General features: G+C 57.0%; 15 protein-coding genes. 9 read left to right on the top strand and 6 right to left on the bottom strand.

The features are described from left to right. The first annotated feature begins 75 nt into the window (after positions 1-75). From ACFPDR_RS11045 to ACFPDR_RS11055, 3 genes are read left to right on the top strand one after another with little or no spacing between them, the layout of a single operon-like run. Positions 76-972 carry an AEC family transporter gene (locus ACFPDR_RS11045; RefSeq protein WP_009461286.1) on the top strand — a complete coding sequence of 299 codons (897 nt, stop codon included), beginning with the start codon at positions 76-78 and terminating at the stop codon, positions 970-972. Between the two features lie 9 nt (positions 973-981). Continuing rightward, the gene (locus ACFPDR_RS11050; RefSeq protein ID WP_009461285.1) at positions 982-1,482 is read left to right on the top strand and encodes a bifunctional alanine racemase/tRNA (adenosine(37)-N6)-threonylcarbamoyltransferase complex ATPase subunit type 1 TsaE; all 501 of its coding nucleotides are present in this window, start codon (positions 982-984) and stop codon (positions 1,480-1,482) included. Further along, positions 1,446-2,813, top strand: coding sequence for an N-acetylmuramoyl-L-alanine amidase (locus ACFPDR_RS11055; RefSeq protein ID WP_009461284.1), 1,368 nt, complete (start codon positions 1,446-1,448; stop codon positions 2,811-2,813). Before ACFPDR_RS11050 ends, ACFPDR_RS11055 begins: the two co-directional genes overlap by 37 nt. Before the next feature lie 587 nt (positions 2,814-3,400). On the opposite strand, the gene ACFPDR_RS11060 is transcribed toward ACFPDR_RS11055, so the two are convergent. After that, positions 3,401-4,051, bottom strand: coding sequence for a VTT domain-containing protein (locus tag ACFPDR_RS11060; RefSeq protein WP_026485215.1), 651 nt, complete (start codon positions 4,049-4,051; stop codon positions 3,401-3,403). A 145-nt stretch (positions 4,052-4,196) separates the two neighbouring features. Between ACFPDR_RS11060 and mutL the strand changes: the two genes are divergently transcribed. Further along, complete coding sequence (gene mutL / locus ACFPDR_RS11065; RefSeq protein ID WP_376911134.1) at positions 4,197-6,068, top strand: DNA mismatch repair endonuclease MutL; 1,872 nt, start codon at positions 4,197-4,199, stop codon at positions 6,066-6,068. Next, positions 6,065-7,003, top strand: coding sequence for a tRNA (adenosine(37)-N6)-dimethylallyltransferase MiaA (gene miaA / locus ACFPDR_RS11070; RefSeq protein ID WP_115634191.1), 939 nt, complete (start codon positions 6,065-6,067; stop codon positions 7,001-7,003). The genes mutL and miaA overlap by 4 nt, the downstream gene beginning before the upstream one ends. A gap of 100 nt (positions 7,004-7,103) precedes the next feature. On the opposite strand, the gene ACFPDR_RS11075 is transcribed toward miaA, so the two are convergent. Continuing rightward, on the bottom strand, positions 7,104-8,564 hold the full coding sequence (locus ACFPDR_RS11075) for an NCS1 family nucleobase:cation symporter-1 (protein WP_137431383.1): 1,461 nt from the start codon (positions 8,562-8,564) through the stop codon (positions 7,104-7,106). Positions 8,565-8,849: 285 nt separating this feature from the next. Then, positions 8,850-9,899, bottom strand: a complete 1,050-nt coding sequence (purM, locus tag ACFPDR_RS11085; protein ID WP_022983476.1) for a phosphoribosylformylglycinamidine cyclo-ligase — start codon at positions 9,897-9,899, stop codon at positions 8,850-8,852. Between the two features lie 54 nt (positions 9,900-9,953). Between purM and hda the strand changes: the two genes are divergently transcribed. From hda to folK, 4 genes are read left to right on the top strand one after another with little or no spacing between them, the layout of a single operon-like run. Further along, positions 9,954-10,652 (top strand): DnaA regulatory inactivator Hda, encoded by a 699-nt coding sequence (gene hda, locus ACFPDR_RS11090; RefSeq protein ID WP_022983475.1) that lies wholly within the window; start codon positions 9,954-9,956, stop codon positions 10,650-10,652. 3 nt (positions 10,653-10,655) lie between these two features. Continuing rightward, on the top strand, positions 10,656-11,357 hold the full coding sequence (locus ACFPDR_RS11095; RefSeq protein ID WP_009461280.1) for an HAD family hydrolase: 702 nt from the start codon (positions 10,656-10,658) through the stop codon (positions 11,355-11,357). 10 nt (positions 11,358-11,367) lie between these two features. Next, a complete protein-coding gene (gene pcnB, locus ACFPDR_RS11100) occupies positions 11,368-12,747 on the top strand; it encodes a polynucleotide adenylyltransferase PcnB (RefSeq protein WP_009461279.1) in 1,380 nt (459 codons plus the stop codon). 29 nt (positions 12,748-12,776) lie between these two features. Next, positions 12,777-13,229, top strand: a complete 453-nt coding sequence (folK, locus tag ACFPDR_RS11105; RefSeq protein WP_376911267.1) for a 2-amino-4-hydroxy-6-hydroxymethyldihydropteridine diphosphokinase — start codon at positions 12,777-12,779, stop codon at positions 13,227-13,229. Here folK and ACFPDR_RS11110 read toward each other — a convergent pair. The 3 genes from ACFPDR_RS11110 to ACFPDR_RS11120 all read right to left on the bottom strand — a co-directional run bounded on the left by ACFPDR_RS11110 (position 13,213) and on the right by ACFPDR_RS11120 (position 16,409). Continuing rightward, entirely contained in the window at positions 13,213-14,733 is a 1,521-nt protein-coding gene (locus ACFPDR_RS11110) for a UdgX family uracil-DNA binding protein (RefSeq protein ID WP_376911135.1), read from the bottom strand. The two genes, folK and ACFPDR_RS11110, sit on opposite strands and share 17 nt — an antisense overlap. Positions 14,734-14,785: 52 nt before the next feature. Continuing rightward, positions 14,786-15,991: a putative DNA modification/repair radical SAM protein gene (locus ACFPDR_RS11115; RefSeq protein WP_009461276.1), complete on the bottom strand. Its 1,206-nt coding sequence runs from the start codon at positions 15,989-15,991 to the stop codon at positions 14,786-14,788. 139 nt (positions 15,992-16,130) lie between these two features. Continuing rightward, a complete protein-coding gene (locus ACFPDR_RS11120; RefSeq protein WP_022983473.1) occupies positions 16,131-16,409 on the bottom strand; it encodes a hypothetical protein in 279 nt (92 codons plus the stop codon). Positions 16,410-16,454: the final 45 nt, after the last annotated feature.

Consider the following 16,454-nt stretch of genomic DNA (forward strand, 5'->3'; position numbering starts at 1 on the left):
TCCCCATCAATTGTTAATTCTGAAAGCAGATACCTACAGGGGATATACCTATATCTGCTTCTATTTACCCTCATCATGGCCACAATATTCCCGCTGATTCTGCCCGATTTCCTGTTAATTGCACTGGGGGCTTTACTGCTGCATCGCTTTCATTTCAGTCGGGATTTTTTCCAGGGTGCGGAGAAGCTAGTCTATTACGTCCTGTTTCCAGCCCTGCTGTTTGATTCCATTACTCGTATTCCGCTCAATCTGGGCGATACCTGGCCTTTATTGGTCGCTGCGGCTGTTTTAATTGCCGTAGGCACGGTTCTGGCCTGGCTGGCCCTGCCCATTCTGAAACCCGAACATTTGCAGCACGCGGCCCTGACTCAATGCGCCTTTCGCTTCAATACCTATTTGGGGATGTCTCTGGCCAGTGCGATTGCCGGGCCATCGGGTGTCGCCGTTATGGCTTTGCTGGTGGGCTTTTCTGTTCCCATGGCCAATATGGTGGCAGTGACCGTGCTAGCGCGGGGGCAGCAAGGCCGTATCGCCATCGAGCTGCTTAAAAATCCCCTGATTCTGTCTACTGTTGCTGCACTGGCCTGGAATCTGGCTGGTTTGTCCGTACCAGGCCCGGTTCAATTGGCCTTTAGCCGCTTGGGGGCTTGTGCCCTGGGGATTGGTTTGTTGTGTGTAGGCGCCACCTTGTCCCTGCAAGGCTCGCGGCGTGCGGGGGCCTTGATCGGCTGGATTACGGCCATCAAGCTGCTGGCTTTGCCCTTGGCGGCCCTGGCAATTGCCTGGGTGTTGGATATGAGCACATTGGAGCGCCAGATGTTACTGGTATTTGCTGCCCTGCCTACGGCCTCTTCTGCCCACGTACTGGCTGCCCGCATGGGAGCCGATAGCCGTCTGGTCGCGCTGACCATGTCGATCGGCACTATACTAGCGGGCTTGACCATTCCATTGTGGTTATCCCTCGCTACCTGATCCAAGCCTATGAATCCGCAAGCTTTAACCCTGTCCTTGCCTGACGAGGACGCCACCACCGCCTTGGCCGAGCGCCTTGCCCCGCTGCTAAGCGGTCAGGTTCCCGGTGTGCCTGTGGGTGGACGAATTCATCTTCATGGTGACCTGGGCGCCGGTAAAACCCACTTTGTTCGGGCCCTGTTACGGGCTTGTGGCGTTACCGGTCGTATCAAAAGTCCTAGCTACGCTTTGCTTGAAAGTTATAAAGTTTCTAGCTTATACTTCTATCATCTTGATTTTTATAGATTTAGCGATCCACGAGAATGGGTCGACGCAGGTTTTCGCGATATTTTGCAAGACAATGCTGTTGTGCTGATCGAATGGCCCGAAAAAGCAGGGGATTTATTGCCCGAGCCCGATCTGGATTTACACCTGGATTATTGCGGTGACGGTCGTTTGGCCACCCTGGATGCACGCAGCGCCAAAGGAACGCTATGGATTACGACACTCGCCCCCAGCCTGCAGAAGTAGCCCCAGCCGGCAAGGCCCGTCGCCGATTCGTCGCCACGGCCACCACCCTGTTCCTGCTTCCCGTCATACCGCGGCTGGCGAACGCCAGCACCATCGTGGCCGTCCGTACCTGGCCGGCAGACGAATACACCCGCGTCACCCTGGAAATGGATAGCGAGCTCAAGGCCGAGCACTTCACACTGGAAAACCCCCATCGCATGGTGGTGGACATCCAGGGCCTGACCATGAACCGCACCATCGAGGAGCTGGTTTCCAAGGTCCGCCCCAATGACCCCTACATTCGCTCCGTGCGCGTGGGCCAGAACCGCCCCGACGTCGTGCGTCTGGTGCTGGATCTGAAACAGGCCGTCGCTCCCCAGATTTTTACGCTCAAGCCCGTTGGCGAATACAAGTACCGTCTGGTGCTGGACTTGTACCCGCGTGTGGCGCAAGACCCGCTGCTGGCCTTGCAAATTCAGGACGATAACGACCCCCTGGCTTCCGTCCTGGAAAGCCTGGCTCAAAACTCGCCTGACGCGCCTGTCCCTACGGTACAAGGGCAAACCTTGCCGCCCGTCGCTCGTACGCCGCCTCCTGTCACGACTCCACCGCGCTCCCCTTCGCCTGCAGCCACGCCGGGTACTCCCAATCGTCCTTTGCTGATTGCGCTGGACCCCGGCCACGGTGGAGAGGACCCCGGTGCCATCGGCCCCGGTGGGACCCGTGAAAAAGATGTGGTGCTGAATATCGCCCGCCGCTTGAAGCGTCTGATTGATGCTCAGCCCAATATGCGTACTTATTTGACGCGTGACTCGGACTTCTTCGTGCCGCTGCAAGTGCGTGTACAAAAAGCGCGTCGGGTGAAAGCCGACCTGTTCATCAGTATTCATGCCGACGCCTGGATCAAGCCCAGTGCGCGTGGCTCGTCCATCTACGCCCTGTCCCAGAACGGTGCAACCAGCTCGGCGGCCCGTTGGCTGGCCAAGAAAGAGAACGATGCTGACTTGATCGGTGGTCTGAACCTGGGTTCCCACAACCGTCAGGTCGCACAGATTCTGCTGGACCTGTCCACAGCCGCACAGATTAACGACTCGGTGAAAGTGGGCTCGCGCCTGCTGGGCGAGATCGGCAAGATCAACCGCCTGCACAAGCGCAATGTTGAACGCGCTGGTTTTGCTGTGTTGAAAGCACCCGATATTCCATCGATTCTGATCGAAACGGCATTTATCAGTAATCCGGAAGAAGAGCGTCTGCTACGTAGTTCTTCGCATCAGGACAAAATTGCCCAAGCCATTCTGACCGGCATCCGGGGATATTTTGCCGAGTTTCCGGCACTGGCCAGCCGTAGCTAACTATCTGCTTGGTTCGATGAAAAAAGCGCAGCATTTTTGCTGCGCTTTTTTTGTTTCCGTAGAGTCTGAGGCTGTTCGGAAAAGAGAGCGTCTTTGGGCAAAGACCAGTTTGAACCTGAATCGGCATGGCCTTTTCTTGAGGGGGAGCCGCTAGTCTGCAGGCGAGTCAGGGTTCTGGCCGCAGGCTCTTGAGCTATCCAGGATACAAGCCCCGTGCTGTTTGAGCGCGACGCTTATAGCTCGTCCGGGGGACGAGCTATCGCGCGAGTTCACGGGGCGCCTGGATAGCTCAGGAGACAAGGGTACCCGTGCGCAGCACAGGCCAGGGCCCCGCCTGCAGACTAGCGGCTCCCCCTCAAGAAAGCTGAGGCATTCTTTGCTAAAGGCTGAAACAGAGGCGGCTTTTTCAAAAATACGGAGAGTGCCAATAGTTACCTTGAACACTTGAACACTTGAGCCCAGATTTTGCGACAGCTTTTACCCCCTCGCCCACAACAGCGATATCTGACAGGTTCCCGAAATAAAAAAGGACGCCTACTGGCGTCCTTTCCTTAACCTTTAACAAGCAAGCAATCCGATCTCAAATCCTACAAAGTCGCATCACCCTTGCTCTTGCGCTTGAAGATTTTCCACAAGGCCCCAGCCACAACAGGCACTGCCGCTGCCGCAATACCAATCAGCACAATGGTATTCAAATGCGCCTTGATGAAAGGCACATTACCAAAGAAGTAGCCCAGCGTAATCAAGCTGCAAATCCACAGCACCGCGCCAGTAATGTTGTACATCTGAAAGCGCATGGCATTCATATGGCCCACACCCGCTACAAAAGGCGCAAAAGTACGGAACAAAGGCAGGAAGCGGGAAATGACGATGGTCTTGCCACCATGCTTTTCATAGAAAGCATGGGTTTTGACCAACGCACGACGATCCAGGAATCGGGATTCCTGGGTAAAGACTTTCGGGCCTATATACCGACCCACGTGATAGTTCACGGTATTACCCAGCACGGCTGCCACGATCAGCAGGCCACCCAGCATGACCGGGTCCAGCATGCCCGAAGCGCCAAAGGCTCCAGCAATAAACAACAGGGAATCGCCCGGCAGGAAGGGCAAAACCACAAGCCCGGTCTCGCCAAATATAATCAAGAACAGAACAAGATAAATCCAGGCTCCATACTGCTCGACCCACACACCCAGGTACTGGTCAATATGAAGGATCATGCTGAGTAAATCGGGCATAGTTCCACACCAAAATAACAATCCAGCCAGTCCGATACTGGCCAGACCGACACCATAGAGCAAGCGGTTAAAATAAGCCGCTACCGTTTGAAACCCGTTGAACGTGTAATGTTCAACCCTGAATACACACAAGGCCAGCCGCCCTATGTCATCAAGACGCCGTATTATCCCACTCCCGGACTTGCTTGTAAGCCAAATTGCAGCCGGTGAAGTTATCGAGCGCCCGGCATCTGTCCTGAAGGAATTGCTGGAAAACGCGATTGACGCCGGAGCCAGTGCCATCGAGATTCGCCTGGACGGCGGCGGCATACGCCGCATCTCTGTCAGCGACGATGGCCACGGCATCACCCAGGAAGAATTGCCCCTGGCGCTGCTGCAACATGCCACCAGCAAGATTCGCTCGCTGGAAGAACTGGAGTCCGTGGCCTCCATGGGCTTTCGGGGGGAAGCCCTGCCCTCAATTGCCTCGGTAGCCCGCCTGACGATCAACTCGCGCACTCAGGACGACCCGCACGCCTGGGAGTACTCACTGGGTCAAAGCGAACCCCAGCCCGCCTCCGGGCAGATTGGCACGCATGTGGATGTACGTCAGCTATTTGACGAAATCCCTGCCCGTCGCAAGTTCCTGCGTACGGAAGGCACGGAGTACGGCCATTGCGTGACCGCGCTGGAGCGCATTGCCCTGGCACAGCCGCAGATCGCTTTCCGACTGTTTCACAATGACAAGCCCCAACGCCACTGGCGCAGCGGCACACTGGAGCAACGCCTGCTGGATATTTTGGGCAAAGAGTTTATTGAGCAAAGCCTGCCTGTCGCCCAGGAACAAGGCCTGATCAGCTTGCGTGGTCTGGTGATTCACCCCGCCCATGCTCGCCCCAGTGCAGACAAACAGTTCTTGTTCGTGAATGGCCGTTTTGTACGCGACCGCACCGTCTCGCATGCTATACGCAGTGCTTATGCCGATGTACTGCATGGAGATCGCCAGCCTGCCTATGCCCTGTTTCTGGACATTGCCCCATCCACGCTGGATGTGAACGTACACCCCGCCAAGCACGAGGTTCGCTTCCGTGACAGCGGTGCCGTCTACCGCTTTGTGCTGCAGTCTGTCGGACAAACCTTGGCGCAAGGCAGCATGGCCGGCGAAACGCCTGTTGCCGCCATGCCTTTACCTGAAGGCGCTACCCAGCCTCCTATAACGGGCACACCCTACCCTTCGGCCACGCCTGGCGCACCCAGCAGCTCCTACACCAGCAGCGAACCCGCCATGCCGTATAGCCATCCGGCCCGTCAAGGTTGGCAATCCAGTTTCAGCCTGCGCGAGCCATCTGGAGGCGGCAATGTCGACTGGAAAAGCATGTATCGCCCGATTGAGCCTGCTCCCAGCAACACGCCAGTCACCAGCTACCAAAGCGAGACAGACAGCACAACGGACGAATTTCCTTTGGGCATGGCCCTGGGGCAGTTGCACGGCATCTATATTCTGTCCGAAACCCGTCAGGGCATGATTCTGGTGGACATGCACGCCGCACATGAACGCGTGGTCTACGAACAATTAAAGCAGGCTCTGGATGGCCGCGAACTGCCCCGTCAGGATCTGCTGGTGCCGGTCGTATTCAGTTGCTCAGAAAGTGATATCGCCTTGCTGGATGAGCATCAGGAAACCCTGGCCGATCTGGGCCTGAGCATGAATCCGGCAGGCCCCACCACCATGGCCGTGCGTGCCGTCCCCGCCCTCCTGGCCCAAGGCGATATCGAATCGCTGGCCCGTGCCGTACTGCGCGATCTGGCCCAGGTAGGCTCGTCACGCCACCTGGATGAGCAACGCAACGAACTGCTCTCCACCATGGCCTGCCACGGCGCCGTACGCGCCAATCGTCGCCTGAGCATCCCCGAGATGAACGCCCTGCTTCGCAAGATGGAACAAACTGACCGGGCCGACCTGTGTAATCACGGCCGCCCCACCTGGTTCCAATGGAAGCTCAGCGAGCTGGACAAACTTTTTATGCGTGGACAATGAACGATTTACCCATTCTGTGCCTGGCTGGCCCGACGGCCAGCGGCAAAAGCGCAAGCACGCATATCCTGGCGCAACACTGGCCGATTGAAGTGATTGTGATGGACTCGGCCACGATTTACCGTGACATGGACATTGGCACCGCCAAACCCAGCGCCGAAGAACAAGCCGCTATCCCCCACCACTTGCTGGACATACGCGACCCGGTAGAAAGCTACTCAGCCGCAGAGTTCGCCACCGACGCGACCCGTCTTATTCAAGAAATCCGGACGCGCGGGCATTACCCCGTGCTGTGTGGCGGCACCATGCTGTATTACAAAGCCTTACGCGAAGGCTTGAACGACTTGCCGCAGGCAGACCCTGCCATTCGCCAGCAGCTGGATGAGCGTGCCCAGGAGATTGGCTGGCCCGGCATGCACGAGGAACTGACCCGCATCGACCCGGTGACAGCTGCCCGACTGGCTCCCCGCGACAGCCAGCGCATTCAACGTGCGCTGGAGATTTTCCATATCAGTGGCAAGACCATGAGTGACTGGCTCAAGGACAAAGCCCAGCCGCAAGAAGAGAGCCACCAGTACGTCACCATGAGCCTGGAGCCAGAAGATAGATCCTGGCTGCATAAGCGCATTGCGGCTCGCTATCACGACATGATCGCGCAAGGGCTGCTGCAGGAAGTGGAGAAGCTGTACCAGCGCCCTGATTTACATCCCGGTCTGCCCTCCATTCGCTGTGTGGGCTATCGGCAACTGTGGTCGTATCTGGACGGCGAAGTCAGCCTGGACGTGGCGATCGAACAGGCGATTGCCGCGACTCGCCAGCTAGCCAAACGTCAATTGACCTGGCTACGCTCCGAACCCGAGCGTCTGCAATTCAACTGCCAGAGCCCGCAAGCCGCCGAGCAGATTGTGCAAGCGGCACGCCAGATCTGGCCAGCCTGATACACCAGGCTCGCTCGTAGGAACGGCCCCTTGACGGCCGGATAGTATCCGACTGCCAAGGGGCCGTTCAAAGAGACCGTTTTTTTACCCGAAACGCCTCTTACACCGAAGCGCCGCTCAGCTTGGGCAAAACTTTGGTGCGCATGGCCACGTATTGGAACGCGCCACCCAACAAGGCACCAATCAGCCAGCCGTAACCCGCCATATTCGCCAGCGCAGGCACCCAGACAGTCGCTACCGAGAACACCGCCGCCAGGAAGAAAGCGGCCATTGCACGCTTGTTCCAGCCATTCTGGAAGTAGTAGGTACCGCTTTCTGCCAGGCTGAACAGATCCGACACCACGACACGCTGTTTGCGGATCAAGTAGAAGTCCACAATCATGATGCCGTACAAGGGAGCCAGCAAGGCGCCCAAGGTATCCACAAAACCCGTAATGCCGATAGCGCTGATCAAGGGCAGCCACAAGGCACCGATAAAGAAAGCAATTACGGCTGTCAGAATGCCGCCCATCTTGGCAGAGATCAGCTCGGGCTTGAGGTTGGCCAAATCAAAGGCCGGTGGAATAAAGTTCGCCACCAGGTTGATACCCACGGTTGCGGCAAAGAAGGTCAAAGCCGCGATCACCGTTAAAGCCAGACTATCGACGCGATCCACAATATCGGTAGGGTTGGTCAAGGTTTCGCCAAACAACACAGCTGTACCGGCGGTAATGAACAAGGCCAGGAAGGAGAATACGGCCAGGCTGACAGGCAAGCCCATGAAGTTACCGATACGCATGCTGCGCTCGTCTTTCACAAAGCGCGAGAAGTCGCCGTAGTTGATCACAACGGCAGCAAAGTACGCCACCATGGTTCCTACTACCGCGCCAAAGGCCATCAAGGGTCCGCCTTCGTAAGAGCCTTTACCGGCAAAGATCTCACCCACTTTATCGAGCAAACCACCGCCAGCCTTGTACCAGATCACGGCCAGCAAGGCGAACATCACCAGATACACCAACGGGCCCGCCCAGTTCAGGAAGCGCGTAATCCACTTCATGCCCATCAGGAAAATACCCAGCTGCAGGATGCAGACCACCACGTAAGACACCCACCCCACCCAATCCAGCCCCAGGAACAAGGCTCCGCCGGGATGATCCAGCAAGGCATTGAACAACAGCGCCAAGGCCGTGGAGGCAAAGTAGGTCTGCACGCCATACCAGAAAATGGCCACAATCCCGCGCACCAGAGCAGGAAACTTGGCGCCCTTCACCCCCATGCTGATACGGGCAATCACAGGATAGGGAACGCCATACAGCACGCTGGGTTTACCGCTCAGATTCACCAGCCCCATCACAATAAAACCGGCCAGCAAGATGCCAGCAAATACGGCCCAACCATTCAGACCATAAGAAATAAACAAGGTGGCGGCCAAGGTGTAGCCAAACAGACTTTGAATATCGTTAGACCAGACGTTGAAAATCTCGAACCAGCCCCACAAGCGTTTTTGTCGTGGCAAAGGCGCCAAGTCTTCGTTGTGCAAAGCAGGATGCGGGTCTTTCAAAGATAAATCGCTGTGCTCCATTTTCTTCCCCCTAAGAAATTGCTTCTAACATTTCAGCTGAAATTTCTATGTGCTTGCCGTTACTGTAGGAGCCTTGCTGTTCGGGGAACATTATGGAATGTACGAGTAATACCTAAATTCGGATTAGCTCGAAAAACGACATAATCAAATCCATATAATATTTATTTGAAAAACAAATACATCAGATTCGATGCGGTAATACAGGGCAATTCAAAGCAGGATGCAGGAATAAAAAAAGCCAGCTTGATGAGCTGGCTTTTTTACTGACGGAAAGATCAGAGGTTTTTAGACCACTTCGGTCTGTGCCTGACCTTCCTGACGCTCCAGGATTTCGCCCAATTGGTAGACGGTTTCGCCTTGCTCGGACAAAGTGGCGCTGATGGCGTCTGCCTTGTCAGCAGGAACAATGATGATCATGCCGATACCGCAGTTGAACACACGGTACATTTCTTCGTCGGCCACGTTACCGTTGCTTTGCAACCACTGGAACAAGGCAGGCATGGTCCAGGAATCGCGCTTCAGACGGGCAGTCAGGTGCTTTTGCAGAATGCGTGGCACGTTTTCCAGCAAGCCGCCACCCGTGATGTGAGCCAGGCCCTTGATGTCCGCACCGTGGGCAGCCAAGGCAGCCAGCACGGATTTCACGTAGATGCGGGTGGGTTCCATGACCACGTCAGCCAAAGGACGGCCATCAAGCTCGTCGGTAGGCTTGGCGTTGGCGTGCTTGAGAATCTTGCGAATCAGGGAGTAACCGTTGGAGTGGGCACCGCTGGAAGCCAGACCCAGAACCACGTCACCAGGAACAATGGACTTGCCATCGATAATGCGCGATTTTTCTACCGCTCCCACTGCAAAACCGGCCAGGTCGTACTCGCCTTCGGGGTACATGCCGGGCATCTCTGCCGTTTCACCACCGATCAGGGCACAAGCGGACAGTTCACAACCCTTGGCAATGCCGCCAACTACTTGAGCTGCCGTGTCGACCGACAGCTTGCCGCAGGCAAAGTAATCCAGAAAGTACAAGGGTTCTGCGCCCTGGACTAGAATGTCGTTGACACTCATGGCCACCAGGTCTATACCCACAGTGTCGTGGCGCTGCCAGTCAAATGCCAGGCGTAGTTTGGTACCAACACCGTCGGTGCCGGACACCAGAACGGGCTCTTTAAGGTGGGTAGGCACTTCAAACAAAGCGCCAAAGCCTCCGATTCCAGCCATGACGCCTGCACGCATGGTTTTGGCAGCCAGTGGTTTAATACGATCGACCAGGGCATCGCCCGCGTCGATATCCACGCCTGCATCGCGGTAGGTCAAGGAAACAGAAGTAGTGTTTTTCATGGGAAAAGCCGTGGGATATGTGAAAATTGCGAGTTGGACGAAATTGTACGACACATGACCGAGCAACTGATTCTGGATATATCTCCAGCACCGCCTGCCTCTTTGGACAACTTTGTTGCCGGAGCGAATCAGGCTGCGTTGCAGGCTCTGCGTCAATGCAGTCCAGGACGCGCGGTTTACCTGTGGGGACCGCCCGGCGCAGGTCGAACACATCTGCTGCGGGCGATGGCCAGTCAAGACGACAGCCGCTATTTTAGTTCAGATACACCCTCCCAGCCCATCTTTGACATCGCTACCGATGACAAAGCCCCTCCCAGCCTCTTGGCCATCGACGATATCGAACGTTTTGACGAGCACGGACAGGCTGCCGTATTTGCACTGTACAATCGCTGGCGCGAGTCGGCCACCCGGCCAGACGCCTTCACGCTGCTGGTCTCCGGCGACCGGGCTCCCAAAACCATGTCCGTGCGCGAGGACTTGCGCACACGCCTGGGCTGGGACCTGGTATTCAGGCTGGAATACCTGTCGGACGCCCATCGGGCCGAAGCCATGCAACAGCGAGCCGCTGCCCGCGGTCTGCAGCTGCAAGCGGAAGTGCTCAGCTGGATACTGACTCACTACGATCGCGATATGAACCGCTTGAGCGCACTGATCGATGCGCTGGACAATTATTCACTGGTAAAGAAACGCCCCATCACTTTACCCCTGCTCAAAGAACTTCTGGCCAACAGCCAGACCCAATCTTCTAGTTGAGTCATGACTGCTTCTTCTTTTATTGCCCTGTTTGATCTGGACCACACTCTGCTTCCTTTAGATAGCGATTACCAGTGGGCTGACTTCCTGGCCCGTACCGGCCGCGTCGGTGACCCCGCTGAAGCCATTCGTCTGAATGAAGACCTGATGGAACGCTATAACCAGGGATTGCTGACGGCCGAGGAATCGGCCGAATTCATGTTGGGCCTGCTCACCAATGCCAGCCAGGAAGAGTTGCTGGCCTGGCAGGACGAATTCATGCAGGCCGTGATCCTGCCCTCGATCAGCCCCGCTGCACGCGAACTGTTGGCCCAACATCAGGACCAGGGCCATCTGGTGGCAATCGTGACCGCTACCAACGAATTCGTGACGCGCCCCATAGCTGCTGCATTGGGCGTAGACCACCTGATCGCCACCACCCCCGAAATGAAAGACGGCCGCTACACCGGCAAGATCAGCGGCGTGCCCAGCTTTCAGGCTGGCAAGATCACCCGTGTGGAGCAGTGGCTGCAAACCATGGGCAAAACTTTGGCCGACTTCGAGCGCAGCTGGTTTTACAGCGATTCGCCCAACGATCTGCCCCTGATGGAAGTGGTGACCGACCCCGTGGCAACCAACCCCAGCGACAAGCTGCGTGCCGTGGCCACCGAACGCAATTGGGTCGTCATCGATTTGTTCGCTGACATGATGGACAGCAAATCGTAAAATCAGACGCATGCTCAAGCGAACAATAAAAACATTTGTCGACCGGCTGCTCAAACCAGCCAAAAGCGCGCGTCCCAAAGGGCCGCGCCGCTACACACGAGAAGAACATGGCATAGACCGGCGTCTGGTCTCGCGTCATGCCATCAAAGTGTGCGAGGTCCTGAACCACGAAGGCTATCAAGCCTATGTCGTGGGCGGCGCGGTGCGCGATTTGCTGGTGGGCCTGGAGCCCAAGGACTTTGACGTGGCAACCAACGCCACACCCGAGCAAATCCGCCCCCTGTTCCGTCGTGCCCGCATCATTGGCCGCCGCTTCCGCCTGGTTCACGTGGTGTTTGGCCAGGAAATCATCGAAACCTCGACTTTCCGGGCCGATGATAGCGGCAAGCAAACGGATGAACATGGCCGCATCCTGCGCGACAACGAGTACGGCACCATCGAAGACGATGCCGCACGCCGCGACTTCACACTGAACGCGCTGTACTACGATCCCCTGACTGAAACCGTCATCGACTACCACAACGGGGTAGCCGATCTGAAAGACCGCCAGGTACGCATTATTGGTGATGCGGAAACCCGCTATCGCGAAGACCCGGTGCGCATGCTGCGTGCCGTGCGCTTTGCCTCCAAGCTGGATGCCACCATCGAACCGGCAACGGATGCGCCCATTCGTTCCTTGTCGCGTCTGATCGAGAACGTACCCGAGTCCCGTCTGGCTGACGAAACACTCAAGCTGCTGAACTGCGGCCACGCCATGGACTGCATCCAGCGCCTGCAGGCGCTGGGTCTGCACAGCAAGCTCTTGCCTATGGTCGAGCCGGTTCAACGCCTGCCCGGTGGCTCTGAATTCCTGGATATGGCCCTGGCCCGCACCGACACCCGCGTTCGTGCTGGCAAATCGGTCAGCCCCAGCTTTATCTATGCCTGCCTGCTCTGGAAGCTGGTCAAGCAAGAATGGGAACGACGCAGTGCCCAGGACATGCATCCCCAGCAAGCCTTGCTGGAAGCCGCCGACCTGATCCTGGAAAAACAAAGCCGCATCATGCCGATTCAAAAGCGCTTCCAGTCGGATATGCGCGAAATCTGGTTCATGCAGCCCCGTTTTGAGCGCATCGCCAATCGCGCTATCTGGCGCATGACGGAACAACCTCGTTTCCGTGCCGCTGTGGATTTTTTACAACTACGCGCCGAAGCCAAAGAGGTGGATAGCGTGCAGGCACAGTGGTGGATGGATCTGGCCGATGCCGGTGACGAAGAACGCAGCAATATGATTGCCGTACGTAAACCCGCTGGCACCGCCGCTACCGGCTCGCGCAGCGGCCAGCGCCGTACCCGCCGCCGTCGCTCCAACGCCAAGCGCAGCAACGCAACGGGTGGAAGCGAATCGTGATTCCAGGCAGCACCACCGTTTTCGTCGCCATGGGCGCGAATCTGGGCGAAGCACGACAAACTCTGGACACAGCAGCGGCTGAACTGGCCGCTACTGCTGGCATCCAGGATCTGACGCTGGCCCATTTCTACAGCACGGCTCCCGTCGATTCCAGTGGTCCGGATTACGTCAATACAGTCGTTCGCTTTTCCTGCACCCTGGCCCCCGAGACCTTGCTGGACCGTCTGCAACACATCGAGCAAGAGCACGGCCGCACGCGCCTGTACCGTAATGCCCCCCGTACCCTGGATCTGGACTTGCTGCTTTACGGGCAAGAGCAGATCAACACAGAGCGGCTAATCGTACCCCACCCCCGCATGCATGAACGTGCTTTTGTGCTGGTACCACTGGCTGATCTGGCTCCTGAACTTGAACTGACTCAAGGCCACATCAGTGAGTTACTGGTCAACGTGCAAGACCAGGAAATCAAGCGGCTGAGTTGATACCCGCGGCCAGGCCCTCGTCCGTAGCGGGGCCTGTCGCCAGCCGCCATCCTATTTGCAAGACCTGGGTAATACTGCTGACAATTTCCTCGCGGCGGGCCGCAGAGTCCACACGCAGCGCATACGAAGGATGCCAAGCTGCAATTACCCACGTCTGCCCTAAAAGAAACGGCTTGGCCAAATACTGAGCAAGCGGCACTTGGGTTCCCAGCAAAGCAGATAAGGCCGTCACCCCAAAAGTAACGATGACAGCAGGTTCAAGGCGCGCCAGTTCTTCCTGCAACCAGTGCCCACATGCCTGCACTTCGGCTTGAGAGGGGCTGACATGCAAACGCTGCTTGCCTCGCCCTTTCCATTTGAAATGCTTGACGGCATTGCTCAGATACAGCGCATTGCGTTCAATACCGGCACGCTGCAAAGCCTGATCCAGAACCCGCCCTGCAGGACCGACAAAGACACGCCCTGCCAAATCCTCGTAATCACCGGGTTGCTCGCCCAGCAACATCATGCGCGCTGTTGCCGGGCCTTCTCCCGGCACTGCTTGCGTAGCGTGCTCCCATAGGCCGCAGCGACGACAGGCTTCCAGTACAGACGGTTCACTGCGGTGAGGCTGTGCGCTGTGGGCCTCCACCGCGACTGACTTGCCCGGCATCCGGGCTACCGCACTAAACTGCCCCACTCGCCGGGCGCCATTACGGGCCTCGCTAATCATGGCGGGAATCAAGCTGGCTTCGGGCAGGCCTTTCCAGAATCGCACTGGCATGCTCTGCTGCAAAGCGGTTTCATTCAGCCGCGCGGGATTGAAAATGCTTTGGTAATAGCGCAACCACAAGGCCTCCACCTGATCATCGGCCGGGCCAGCCCGTAACGCCTCTATATTGTCGGGGGCATCCTGCAGCTGCAGATTCCGACCATCCCACAGTGCAAGCCCTTGCGGCGTCGCGATACACCACGACGTGCCCCCCATGCGTTTGGAGAAATAGTCTGCAATCCACTCCAGCACATCGTGCTCGGGTTCAAACCAGGCCCAGTACTCGGGCTGCATGCCCTTGCCACAATGGCGGAACCGTACATAAGCCATCATGTCGTGTTTTTCCTTACGCACCGCTTTGGCCATCTCGTACAAACGGGCACCATCTTCGTTTGCTACAGACTCCACACTGCGATCACCCTGATGCCAGCGCCACAGGACACGGTAAAGTAAAGCCCAACGCGCCGGCGCACGACACAGGGCCGCATCCTGCAGCAAGGCAGCCAGCCCTTTGGAAATACGCATAGACACACTGGAAACGGGCTGCTGCGCCTGGGGCTCTTGCAAGGAAACAGGAGAGGGAAGCGGCGCATGGGACGCTTCATACTCCAACCCGATTTGCTGCCCTTGCCGCCCTAAATCCGGGCTTGCTTCTGCCCAACAAAGCTCCTCCGGCGACCAGCCCTCGGCCAAAGCGCGTAATGCCTGCTCGCGCCAGGCCAGATAACCGCCGTTCACCATCAGAGTCATCATGACTGTTGGCTCCTGCTGCCAGAAAGAAGCAAGGTCGTCACACAAGGAGGATTCATAGCAAGCTCAGTTGCTGCGGATTGCTCGAGAGCATGCGTCGCAGCTTGTCTGACGCGGCTTCAGCAAGGCCGGGACGGTAATCCTGGACCACTACAAACGGCTGCAATGTCTTGATGGAACACCGCAAGCGAATCAAGTCCTGATATCGGATCGCCCGCATCTGACGAAGCTCGACCAGGCGCTTGGCATTGCGTATGCCTATACCCGGAACACGCGCAATCAGACGCTCGGGCGCCCGATTCAGATCTACCGGAAAAACCGCTCGATTGGACAAGGCCCAAGACAGCTTGGGATCAATATCCAAGGGTAAATCGCCCTTATCCTGAAACAGCTCCTCGGCCCGGAAACCGTAGCTACGCAGCAGGAAATCGGCCTGATACAGACGATGCTCCCGCAAGAGCGGCGGCGGCTGGGCTGGCAGCGCCGACGAACTGTCCGGGATGGGGCTGAATGCCGAGTAATACACCCGCTTGAGCTTGTAGGCTCCGTACAAGGTCTGCGCCGTTTGCAAGATATTGCGGTCATCCGCTGCATCCGCACCGACAATCATTTGTGTACTTTGCCCGGCAGGCACTTTAGGCCGCTTCTCCTCCTGAGCCTGTTCCTGGGACAGACGAATGACGCCCATGGCGCGCTTGATCGTATGCCCACTTTTCTCGGGCGCAAGACGGCTCAGGCCAGCGTCTGTGGGAAGCTCGATGTTGACGCTGAGGCGGTCTGCATAAAGACCAGCCAACGTAATCAGCTGGGGATCTGCATCAGGAATGGTTTTAAGGTGGATATAGCCGCGAAAATGGTGATCTTCGCGCAAGGAGCGCGCCACCTCGACCAGGCTCTCCATGGTGTAGTCCGAACTTCGTATGATGCCCGAGCTCAGAAACAGACCATCTATATAGTTACGCCGATAAAAATCCAGCGTCAGATCAACCACTTCGGCAGGCCGAAAACGCGCGCGTGGCACGTTGCTGGAGCGCCGGTTCACGCAATACAGGCAGTCATACTGACAAAAATTGGTCAGCAGTATTTTGAGCAGCGATACGCAGCGCCCGTCAGGCGTAAAGCTATGACAGATGCCGGCCCCCGTACTGGCCCCAAGACCCGTACGCCCACGGGAATCCCGTTTGGGCGCGGCACTGCTGGCGCAAGAGGCATCGTACTTTGCCGCGTCGGCCAGAATCTCGAGTTTGCGCGATAGCTCCATGATCGAAATACTGTATATAAAAACAGCATTATACAGTTTTCGCTCAAGGCGTCACTTATCCAGAAAACGTTCAAAGAGGGCAAGCGGCCTGGCCTGTCCGGCAAAGGACAAGCCAGGCAAACCAGTTCAAGCTAAAGGATCACGCGTCCAAAAGCTTGATCAAGGCCTCTTGATGATTGGATCGAGCTTCCAGCAATTGCCGCCCTTCTTCGGTCAACATGGCTATCAGGGGAGCGGGGAAAGGGGAAGGAGTCTGCGTCGTTTGCGGGATGGCTTGGACTAATCCCAGCGACTGTAATTGTTCAAAAACTGCTTGTTTCTTGTGCCAGGGGGTTTGGCGTAAGCGCACGAGCTCAAGAGTGTTCCAGATTGTGGGGTTGAGCTGCGGAATAGTGATGGAGCGCTGAAGTTGCGTCATACAAGGCCCTTAATTAAGACCACCCATACCGACGTTGTGTGCCCA

This window comes from Alcaligenes sp. GCM10023179 (assembly GCF_042653705.1).
Lineage (GTDB): Bacteria > Pseudomonadota > Gammaproteobacteria > Burkholderiales > Burkholderiaceae_B > Alcaligenes > Alcaligenes phenolicus.